Origin of the sequence: Geminicoccus sp., from assembly GCF_036263595.1 — a bacterium.
Taxonomy (GTDB): domain Bacteria; phylum Pseudomonadota; class Alphaproteobacteria; order Geminicoccales; family Geminicoccaceae; genus Geminicoccus.
In genome coordinates this window covers 1-8,798 of the sequence record NZ_DATAGQ010000049.1, presented here as the reverse complement: position 1 = coordinate 8,798, position 8,798 = coordinate 1, and the positions used below count along the sequence as shown (strand labels likewise).

Sequence of the window (8,798 nt, the reverse complement as noted above, 5' to 3'; positions counted from 1 at the left end):
GCTGGCCCAAGGCGGAGGACGCGTTCTTCAGGCCGCTTGCGACCGCCATCTACAACAGCTTCGCCGTGCCGGACGACCTCACGCAGTAGGCCGTCACTGGCTGGCCGCCTGGGTGACACCCTCCGAAAGCCGGTACAGATTGTTCTCCGCCGAGAGCTGGTCCGACGGGCTGTAGGGATTGTTCATGAGCCGCCGGATCGTGTTGCGGTAGCCCTCGGGGTTCGTGCTGTAGGGATCGGCGATGCCGTCCACCCAGCGGTCGACCGCTTCCCGCACGTCGACCCGGTTCGCCCGGTCCTGGCGGTAGCGCGCGGTGTCGGCCTCGTAGTTGGGCGAGGATGCCAGCTGCTCCGCCACGAACTCGACTGCCTCGGCCCGATCGGCGAAGACCACGAACTTGTCGCGCGGGCCGGCGTTCGGGCAATCGATCTCCCAAGACTGCCGGTCGCCCACGGCAGGGCCGGGCACGTACTTCCATGCCAGCAGGTTGTTGGTCTCCTGGGCGAGCTTGGTCCAGCCATAGCCGGATTCCTGGATCGCCATGGCGGTGATGGCGGCGGCGGGCACGCCGTGCGTGCGCTCGGCCTGGACGGCCAGCCGGCCCACCTCGTCGACAAAGGCGCGCTCTTCCGCGCTGGTCGGATGCCCGGGCTCGGGCTGGACGCAGCCCCAATCCCCGTTGGATCCGGCCGCCGCCTGCGCAGAGGTGTCCCGCGCGACCGGCAGACCGGCGTCGGCCGCCACGTCGCGGACCTGAGAGCAGGCGGTCAGGGCCGACAGAAGAACGATCGGAACTGCAAGAAAGGGCCGGCTCATTCTGTTGCTCCCACGCCGTGGATCGGCTGCCGCGTGCAACCAGCCGTTGCGCGGTGGGTTCCTGACCCTGTCCCTTCGTTCACCTCATGGTTACGGACGTCGGTGCGCGATCCCGGCCTCGGTCACGATCACGTCCATCGGGATGTCGTGCGGCTGCGGATGGATCGTCGCGATCGCCTGATGGCCATAACCCACCCCGACCACCAGCGGCTTTTCGGCGAACGTCGCGAGCGTGCGGTCGAAATAGCCCCCGCCATAGCCCAGCCGGAAGCAGGCCGGATCGAACCCGACCAGCGGTGCTATCACTACGTCCGGCCGAATATCGGGTCCATCGGCCGGCACGAGAATGTTCCAGATGCCCCGCTCCATCCGGTCGCCTTCCTTCCAGGCCCTGAACACCAGCGGCGCCTTCTTCTCCCGCACGATCGGCAGCGCGCAGATCCCGCCCCGCGCGGTCACGCCGGCCATCCACCCCCGCAGGTCCGGCTCGCCCCGGAACGGCCAATAGACACTGACGACCCGTGCCGCTGGATCGCCCAGCAGCTCGTCGAGCCCGCGCACGATCCCCTCGGTCATTGCAGCCCGCTCCGCCGCCGGCACGGCCAGGCGCTTGGCGATCAGGCGGGCGCGCTCCTCCTTGCGCCAGCGCATCACCTCCTCGCGCGGCGGGGGCAGCCCCGTATAGGCAGGATCCAGCTCGTGCATGAAGCAGGCGGGCGAGGCGAATTCCCGGATCTCGTCATCAGGCTCGTTCGCCATCCAAGGCCTCCTGGCAGCTCGGTCACGGCCAATGCCCCGCGAGCGCCGGCAGGCTCGTGGCCCAACCGGGCCCAGGCGCGCGACTTGCGGACGACATGCCAGCAAGGTGGACAGGCGGCAGGCCCCGAGCAAGCCGGCCTTCACGGTTGTGCGGCCGTTCTCAGTGTTCCGGCGACCTCAGAACGTTGCGCAGGCGGAGCATGACGTCGTTCAGGATCTGGGGGGAAACGCGTCCGACCGTCTCGGCCTTGGTCGCTTCGATCGTCGCGATCTTCACCGGCCTGATCGTGGAAGGTACGGGCAAGCCTGCGGCCACGTGATCACCGATGGCGACGTCGCCCTCCCAGGCCTCGTTGCCCGCGCTCGTGATCATCACGACCCAGAGCAGTCCCTTCCGTGGATCGATGGTACCGGCCGATACTACCAGTGCCGGCCGGTGCTGCCTCCGGTTGCGGTCCACGTAGGGAAATGGAACGCGGACAATGTCGCCCTGCTCAGAAATCAGCGTAGGCCTCGCGATCTGCTTCCCCGGCCCATTCCGTGAACGTGGCGAAGGGATCGTCGGCCTGCTTTTCCTTGGGCTTGCTGATCACCACGCGCCCGTCCTGGATCTCGTAGACCAGTTCGTCGCCTTCCTTCAGGTCGAGCGCCACGCGCACCGCCCGGGGGATGGTCGTCTGCGCCTTGCTGGTGATCCTGCTCGTGATCATGGCTACCTCTGGCAGGAAAAGTAAGGAAGATCCTTACACGAGGCAAGGGAGGCAAGAGCCTGAAGCCATCGATCGTGCTTCCGGGAACCGGGCCTTAAGGAAGATGCGGGCAGGCAGCCAGGTCCACCCCGTTCTCCTTCGCGAACGTCAGGTAGTCCTTCCACCAGTCGGCATTCCTGTCGAACATCTCGCGCCCGCCATGCGGCCCGAGCGTGCCCCAGATCACGACCCCGTCCGCCCCGAGATTGCGCAGCGTGTCCAGCTGATAGCGGAAGAAGCCCGGCGCGAGGAACTTGTTGGCCAGGGCCGGCACGTTGATCTTGTTGTGGTACTGCATCCAGATGAACGGATAGACCGGTTTCTTCCAGGCCAGCGCCAGCTTCATCGATTCCTGCGCCGCCGTGGTCCAGCCCTGCATCGTCAGCTGATAGCGCTGCGCGTCGGTCCGGCCCATGTCGTCGTACCAGACCGTGTAGTAGGGCGGGAACAGCGCGTCGGCGGACGCGGCCAGGCGCACGACCTGCCGGTTCACGGCGTCGGCGAGGCCGGGCGCCCGGACGAACTCCGGGTACATCGGGTCGAACGGGTTGCCGAAATAGTCGAGCTGGTAGGAGAAATAGTCCTTCAACGGGGCTTCGCCGTAGAAGCCGAGCCTGATCTTGTTGCCGAGGCGGCTGCGCAGATAGGCCGCGAGATCGAGATGGCTGTCGATCTTGGCGGCGACGACGGCGGAGGAATCGGTCCGCCTGATCGTCCAGGGTCCCTCGATGTTGATGACGACCGGGTTGCTGCCCGCATCGGCGAAGGCCTTGCGGATGGCCGGCAACTGCTGGTCAGCGAACGTGCGGTCAACCCGATCCAGCACCTTGCCGTCTGGGAAGAACGAGCGGGGACCCAGCAAGGGCAGGCGGGTCAGCCCGCATTTGTCCAGGCCGACCGGCTGGTTCGCGAAGTTGAAGGCGTAGAACAGCTTGAAGCTCTTCTTCGGGTTGGCCGCCACGGGCGGCCGCATCAGCACGAGCGTATGGGGCCGCAGCCGCAGCTGGCTCGTGGACCGGTCGAGGAAGGCGCCCGACCTGTCGTCGAACGGAGGTGCTGCTTCCTCGGCTGCGAGGATCGGCGTGGCCGCGAGCAGGGCCAGGGTGAAAAGGGCCAGGCAGGCTGACCTGGCGATGCAGAACATGGACGGTCCCACCCGATCCTCTCCGTTTCCCCTGACACAGGCGCCCAAGCCGGCCACGGCCATCAGGGCATGTCCGTGCATGGACGTGGCGCCGCCGATGCACAAGCGCGGCGCGGCCATCCGCTCATCGAGGACACTCTTGGATCAGCGGCTCACCTGGATCGCGATCTTGCCGCGGACGCGGCCGGTCTTGCACAGCGCGAACGCCTCGGCCAGCGCCTCCAGGGGAAAGGTCTGTGCGACCGACACGGTCAGGCGCCCTGCATCCGCCATGTCAGCCAGCGCCTGCAGGTCCCGGCCGTTCGGACGGACCCAGACCAGGGTGCCGCCATGGTCCTGCACGGCTCCGTCCACGATCGAGGCATGCCGGCCGCCGTCGCGCAGGACGGCCCGGGTGACGTCGAGCACGCAGCCCACGAAGTCGGCCACGATGTCGACGCCGTCCGGCGCCAGCGCGCGGACCCGCTCCGCCAGGCCCTCGCCATAAGTCACCGGCTCGACGCCCAGCGAGGAAAGGAACGCGTGGTTCTTCTCCGACGCCGTGCCGATCACCCTGGCGCCCTGGGCCACAGCGATCTGCGCCCCCAGGGCGCCCACCCCGCCCGCGGCCGCATGGATCAGGACGATGTCGCCGGCCTTCAGGCCCAGGCGCGTCAGGAGTTGGTACGCCGTGAGGCCGGCCAGCGGCAGGCCCGCCGCCTGGTCCCAGTCGAGGCTCGCCGGCTTGCGGGCTGCGGCCTCGGCGAAGACCGAGATGAACTCGGCGAACGTCCCGTCATGGATGAAGCTCTTGCGGGCATAGGCGATCACCTCGTCGCCCGGGCGGAACTCCGGCGTGTCGGGGCCGACCGCGTCCACGACACCCGCCACGTCCCAGCCGGGAATGACCGGGAAATAGGCCTGCATCAGGCTGTCCAGGCCCCCCGCCATGATCTTCCAGTCGACCGGGTTCACGGCAGCGCTGCGCACGCGGATCCGTATCTCGCCGGGGCCAACCTTGGGCACTGGCAGGTCCACCAGGCGGAGGACGTCGGGGCCGCCATAGCGGTCAAAGGTCATCGCCTTCACGATCTGCTCCAGGAAAGATGTGGATCGGATGGAACGGTCCCCCGCTGCCGTGGTTGCGACGCCCGTCCGACAGCACGGGCGAAAGCCGTGCCCCATGCCTTGACCGGATCATCGCGCATCGTCAGATGACGACCATGCCTTCGACCGATGCCCTTCCGGCCTCCCCGCCGCCCGAGCCGACACCCGTTCCGGCCCTCGACCCCGCGGCCCTGCGTGGGGCGGACCTGATTCGCCATCACGTCGCCCGCCTGCCGAACAGCCCGGGCGTGTACCGCATGCTCGGCGAGAAGGGCGAGGCGCTCTATGTCGGCAAGGCCAAGAGCCTGAAGAAGCGGGTCGTTGCCTATACCCGCCCCGAGCAGTGCTCGGCCCGCATCCGCCGGATGATCGTGCTCACCCGGTCGATGGAGTTCGTGTCCACCAACACCGAGGTGGAGGCGCTGCTGCTCGAAGCGAACATGATCAAGCAGCTCCGCCCGCACTTCAACATCCTGCTGCGCGACGACAAGTCCTTCCCCTTCATCGCGATCGACACCCGGCAGGCCTTCCCGCAGATCCGCAAGCATCGCGGCGCCAGGCAGAAGGGCGTCGACTATTTCGGCCCGTTCGCCTCGTCCGGGGCGGTCGACCAGACGCTGAAGGCGGTGCGCCGGGCCTTCCCCTTGCGCTCCTGCAAGGACAGCATCTTCCAGAGCCGCTCGCGGCCCTGCCTGGAGTACCAGATCAAGCGCTGCAGCGCGCCCTGCGTCGGCCGGGTGAGCGAGGAGGAGTACCGGGGCCTGGTCGGGGAGGTGAAGCTGTTCCTGGCCGGCCGCTCCCGCGAGGTCCAGGAGCGGCTCCAGGCGGACATGATGCAGGCCTCGGAGGACCTGTCGTTCGAGCGGGCGGCTGCCATCCGCGACCGGATCAAGGCCCTGGCCCACGTCACCGCGCACCAGGGCATCAACACGGAGTCGGTCGACGATGCCGACGTGGTCGCCCTGTCGGTCGAGGGTGGTGCTGCCTGCGTGCAGGTGTTCTTTTATCGCGGCGGCCGCAACAACGGGAACCGACCCTACTACCCGGCACATACCAAGGATGTCGAACCGTCCGAGATCCTGGAGGCGTTCCTGGCCCAGTTCTATGCCGACCGCGTGGCCCCGCCGCTGGTCCTCCTGTCCGAGGAGGTGCCCAGCCGCGATCTGCTGGTCGAGGCGCTGAGCTTTCATGCCAACCGCAGGATCGAGATCGCGGTGCCCAAGCGCGGCGACAAGCTGAAGCTGGTCGATCTGGCGCAGACCAACGCCCGCCAGGCCCTGGCCCGGCGCCTGGCGGAGGAGGGTGCCCAGTCCCGCCTGCTGGAGGCGCTGGGATCGCTGCTCGACCGGGACGAGCCGCCGCGCAGCGTCGAGATCTACGACAACAGCCATATCCAGGGCTCGGACGCGGTCGGCGTCTGCGTGCGCGCGACGTCGCAGGGCTTCGACAAGTCGGGCTACCGCATCTTCTCGATCAAGGATCCCACGACGAAGCCGGGCGACGACTTCGCGATGATGCGGGAAGTCTTCACCCGCCGCTTCGCCCGGCTGCAGAAGGAGGACCCGGACCGCTCCACGGGCCTTTGGCCGGACGTCGTCATGATCGACGGCGGCGTCGGCCAGCTTTCCTCGGCACGCGCCGTGCTGGACGAGCTGGGCATCGAGGATCAGTGCCTGGTGGCGGTCTCCAAGGGGCCGGATCGCGATGCGGGACGGGAGAAGCTGCACCTGCCCGCCCGTGACGAGCCGATCGCACTGGAGCAGCGGGACCCCTTGCTCTATTTCATTCAACGGCTACGGGACGAGGCCCACCGGTTTGCGATCACCTCGCATCGCAGCCGGCGCGGGAAGCGGACCGAGCGGTCGGCGCTGGATTCGATTCCCGGCATCGGCCCGCGGCGCAAGAAGGCGCTCCTTGCCCAGTTCGGCTCGGCGCGCGGGGTGGCGGAGGCAGGAATCGTGGACCTGGAACGGGTGCCGGGGGTGAGTGCCGCGATGGCGCGGGCCATCCACGACCATTTCCGCGGCGGCTGAAGGAGCCCGGCCCGTTGCAGATGAACCTGCCGAACATGCTGACCCTGTTCCGGATCGCCCTGATCCCGGTCGTCATGGCGATGTTCTACGTCGACGGCGCCTGGGCCCGCTGGGTGGCCTGCGCCATCTTCCTGCTGGCCGCCACGACCGACCTGCTGGACGGCTGGATCGCGCGCAACTGGCGCCTCCAGTCTGATTTCGGCCGCTGGCTCGACCCGGTCGCCGACAAGCTGCTGGTGGGCGCCACCGTGGTCATGCTGGCAGGATTCCACCGCGCGCCCCTGATCCCGGCCGTCGTGATCATCCTGCGCGAGGTCGCCGTGTCCGGCCTGCGCGAGTACATGGCCGAGGTCCGGGTCGGCATGCCCGTGACCCCGCTCGCCAAGTGGAAGACCACCGTGCAGATGGTGGCGATCGTGTTCCTGATCCTGGGCCCGGCCGGTCCCGATCCCCTGCCCACCGAGACGATCGGCTTCTGGGGGCTGTGGCTGGCCGCCGCGCTGACGCTGCTCACCGGCTGGGACTACCTGCAGGCCGGCCTGCGCCACATGGCCGGCGAGCCTCCGCCGCCGCCGCATCCCCCCGAACCGGCCGGCGTGAGGCAGCCATGAAGATCATGTATTTCGCCTGGCTCCGGCAGAAGGCCGGCACCTCGTCCGAAACGATCGAGCTGCCGCCGGGCGTGGGCGATGTCGGCGGCCTGCTGGACTTCCTGGCGGCCAGACATCCCGCCTTCGGCGAGGCCGTGGCCTCCCAGGGCATCGTCCGCTGTGCCGTCAACCAGCGCCACGTGCAGCGCGACCATCCGGTCGGGCCCGACGACGAGGTGGCGTTCTTCCCGCCGGTGACCGGAGGCTGACCAGCGATGACGGTCCGCGTGCAGGCCCTGCCCTTCGACCTGGGCGCCGAAATCTCCGCCATGACCCATGGCCGCACCGAGATCGGCGGGGTAGCCACCTTCACCGGCCTCGTCCGGGAGTTCGCCGGGGGCCGGCGGCTCACCTCGATGACGCTGGAGCACTATCCAGGCATGACCGAGCGCGAGCTGGAACGGGTCGAGGCCGAGGCCCTGGCGCGCTGGCCGCTCGATGCCACCCTGATCATCCACCGCTACGGCAGGATGCTGCCGGGCGAGCCGATCGTGCTGGTGGCCACCGCCTCGGCGCACCGCCACGCCGCGCTGGAGGCCTGCGCCTTCCTGATCGACTGGCTGAAGACCCGCGCGACCTTCTGGAAGTTCGAGGAAGGGCCGGACGGCGGCTGGTGGGTGGAAGCCAAGGAGGCCGACGACGCGGCCACCCGCCGCTGGCACCTTGCGACCGGCGGCCTGCTGGTCTGACGCCTCAGCTCAGATCCACCGGCTGGAACGCCGCCCGGTCGGGCGCCCCTTCCGCATGCAGCCAGACCGGCGGGACGAGCGGGTCGGCCGGCAGGGCCAGCAGGCTCGACGACACCGTGCCGTAGCCGTCATCGCGGCGGATGCACAAGCCTTCGCCAGGATCCTGTCCCGGCCGTGCCGGCGTGCCCAGCAGCAGCTGCCAGCCCGACCACTCGCCCGCGTCCGGCTTCGGCAGGTCGGCGGCAAACGCGGGAGCAAAGCGCCGGATCCGCGGCGAGGCCGGGTCGTTCAGCTCGCCCGCCTCGATCATCGACAGCCCCTCGGGGATCGCCACGAGCTGGATCGGGCCGTCCCCGGCATGGCGGACCCAGAACGCCTCCTTCGGATCCGCCACGATCAGGTTGAACGGCCGGTAGGCGGCTCCGTTCAGCTCGGCCATGAACCTGGCGCCGGTGGCGGCATCCAGGTGGTTGCAGGCATCCAGCACGAGTTCGCCCCGGCTGCGCTTGCCCTCCATCGGCCCGAGCGTGCCACGGCGGTTGAGGATGGCGGCGCACACGCCCGTGTCGAAGAGCGCCAGCCAGCTGCCGCCTGCCAGCTGGTCCAGCCCGCCCACGATCTCCGGCTGGTCCGGCCAGTGCCTGGCCGGCGGCGAGGCAGGGCGGCCGGTCATCTCGTCGCGGTTCGCGGCGATCAGGAGCGGCCATGGACCAGCCTTGCGCCGGAAGATGACGAGGGTGCACAAGTGCTCGTAATCCCTTGAAAAACTGCCTGCTGGATGCCTGCTCGCGCTAGCGGAGTCGGCCGCGAGTTCCTATATCTGGTGTCCTGGAGAGAGGACACCAGCGGGAGTGCCGATGACCACCTTCGAT

Annotated in this window: 11 protein-coding genes; 4 read left to right on the top strand and 7 right to left on the bottom strand. The window is 68.8% G+C overall.

What is annotated here, in order from left to right:
- Window positions 1-93: 93 nt before the first annotated feature.
- From VHL31_RS04045 to VHL31_RS04020, 6 genes are all read right to left on the bottom strand, one after another.
- The gene (locus VHL31_RS04045; RefSeq protein ID WP_329659923.1) at window positions 94-816 is read right to left on the bottom strand and encodes a glucosaminidase domain-containing protein; all 723 of its coding nucleotides are present in this window, start codon (window positions 814-816) and stop codon (window positions 94-96) included.
- A gap of 90 nt (window positions 817-906) precedes the next feature.
- Window positions 907-1,575 (bottom strand): 5-formyltetrahydrofolate cyclo-ligase, encoded by a 669-nt coding sequence (locus tag VHL31_RS04040; RefSeq protein WP_329659922.1) that lies wholly within the window; start codon window positions 1,573-1,575, stop codon window positions 907-909.
- A gap of 160 nt (window positions 1,576-1,735) precedes the next feature.
- Window positions 1,736-2,059 carry a type II toxin-antitoxin system PemK/MazF family toxin gene (locus VHL31_RS04035; protein ID WP_329659926.1) on the bottom strand — a complete coding sequence of 108 codons (324 nt, stop codon included), beginning with the start codon at window positions 2,057-2,059 and terminating at the stop codon, window positions 1,736-1,738.
- Window positions 2,060-2,069: 10 nt separating this feature from the next.
- Window positions 2,070-2,285, bottom strand: coding sequence for an AbrB/MazE/SpoVT family DNA-binding domain-containing protein (locus tag VHL31_RS04030; protein ID WP_329659921.1), 216 nt, complete (start codon window positions 2,283-2,285; stop codon window positions 2,070-2,072).
- Between the two features lie 94 nt (window positions 2,286-2,379).
- Entirely contained in the window at window positions 2,380-3,588 is a 1,209-nt protein-coding gene (locus VHL31_RS04025; protein ID WP_329659920.1) for a hypothetical protein, read from the bottom strand.
- A gap of 24 nt (window positions 3,589-3,612) precedes the next feature.
- Window positions 3,613-4,536 (bottom strand): NADP-dependent oxidoreductase, encoded by a 924-nt coding sequence (locus tag VHL31_RS04020; protein WP_349262356.1) that lies wholly within the window; start codon window positions 4,534-4,536, stop codon window positions 3,613-3,615.
- A gap of 125 nt (window positions 4,537-4,661) precedes the next feature.
- Between VHL31_RS04020 and uvrC the strand changes: the two genes are divergently transcribed.
- Genes uvrC through VHL31_RS04000 form a run of 4 tightly spaced genes read left to right on the top strand, consistent with a single transcriptional unit; the run spans window position 4,662 to window position 7,926 of the window.
- Window positions 4,662-6,587, top strand: coding sequence for an excinuclease ABC subunit UvrC (gene uvrC, locus VHL31_RS04015; RefSeq protein ID WP_329659919.1), 1,926 nt, complete (start codon window positions 4,662-4,664; stop codon window positions 6,585-6,587).
- Window positions 6,588-6,601: 14 nt separating this feature from the next.
- Window positions 6,602-7,198 carry a CDP-diacylglycerol--glycerol-3-phosphate 3-phosphatidyltransferase gene (pgsA, locus tag VHL31_RS04010; RefSeq protein WP_349262355.1) on the top strand — a complete coding sequence of 199 codons (597 nt, stop codon included), beginning with the start codon at window positions 6,602-6,604 and terminating at the stop codon, window positions 7,196-7,198.
- The gene (moaD, locus tag VHL31_RS04005) at window positions 7,195-7,446 is read left to right on the top strand and encodes a molybdopterin converting factor subunit 1 (protein WP_329659918.1); all 252 of its coding nucleotides are present in this window, start codon (window positions 7,195-7,197) and stop codon (window positions 7,444-7,446) included. Before pgsA ends, moaD begins: the two co-directional genes overlap by 4 nt.
- 6 nt (window positions 7,447-7,452) lie before the next feature.
- Window positions 7,453-7,926 (top strand): molybdenum cofactor biosynthesis protein MoaE, encoded by a 474-nt coding sequence (locus VHL31_RS04000; protein ID WP_329659917.1) that lies wholly within the window; start codon window positions 7,453-7,455, stop codon window positions 7,924-7,926.
- Window positions 7,927-7,930: 4 nt separating this feature from the next.
- Here the strand turns inward: VHL31_RS04000 and VHL31_RS03995 are convergent, their stop codons facing one another.
- Window positions 7,931-8,671 carry an NRDE family protein gene (locus tag VHL31_RS03995; RefSeq protein ID WP_329659916.1) on the bottom strand — a complete coding sequence of 247 codons (741 nt, stop codon included), beginning with the start codon at window positions 8,669-8,671 and terminating at the stop codon, window positions 7,931-7,933.
- Between the last annotated feature and the right edge of the window lie 127 nt (window positions 8,672-8,798).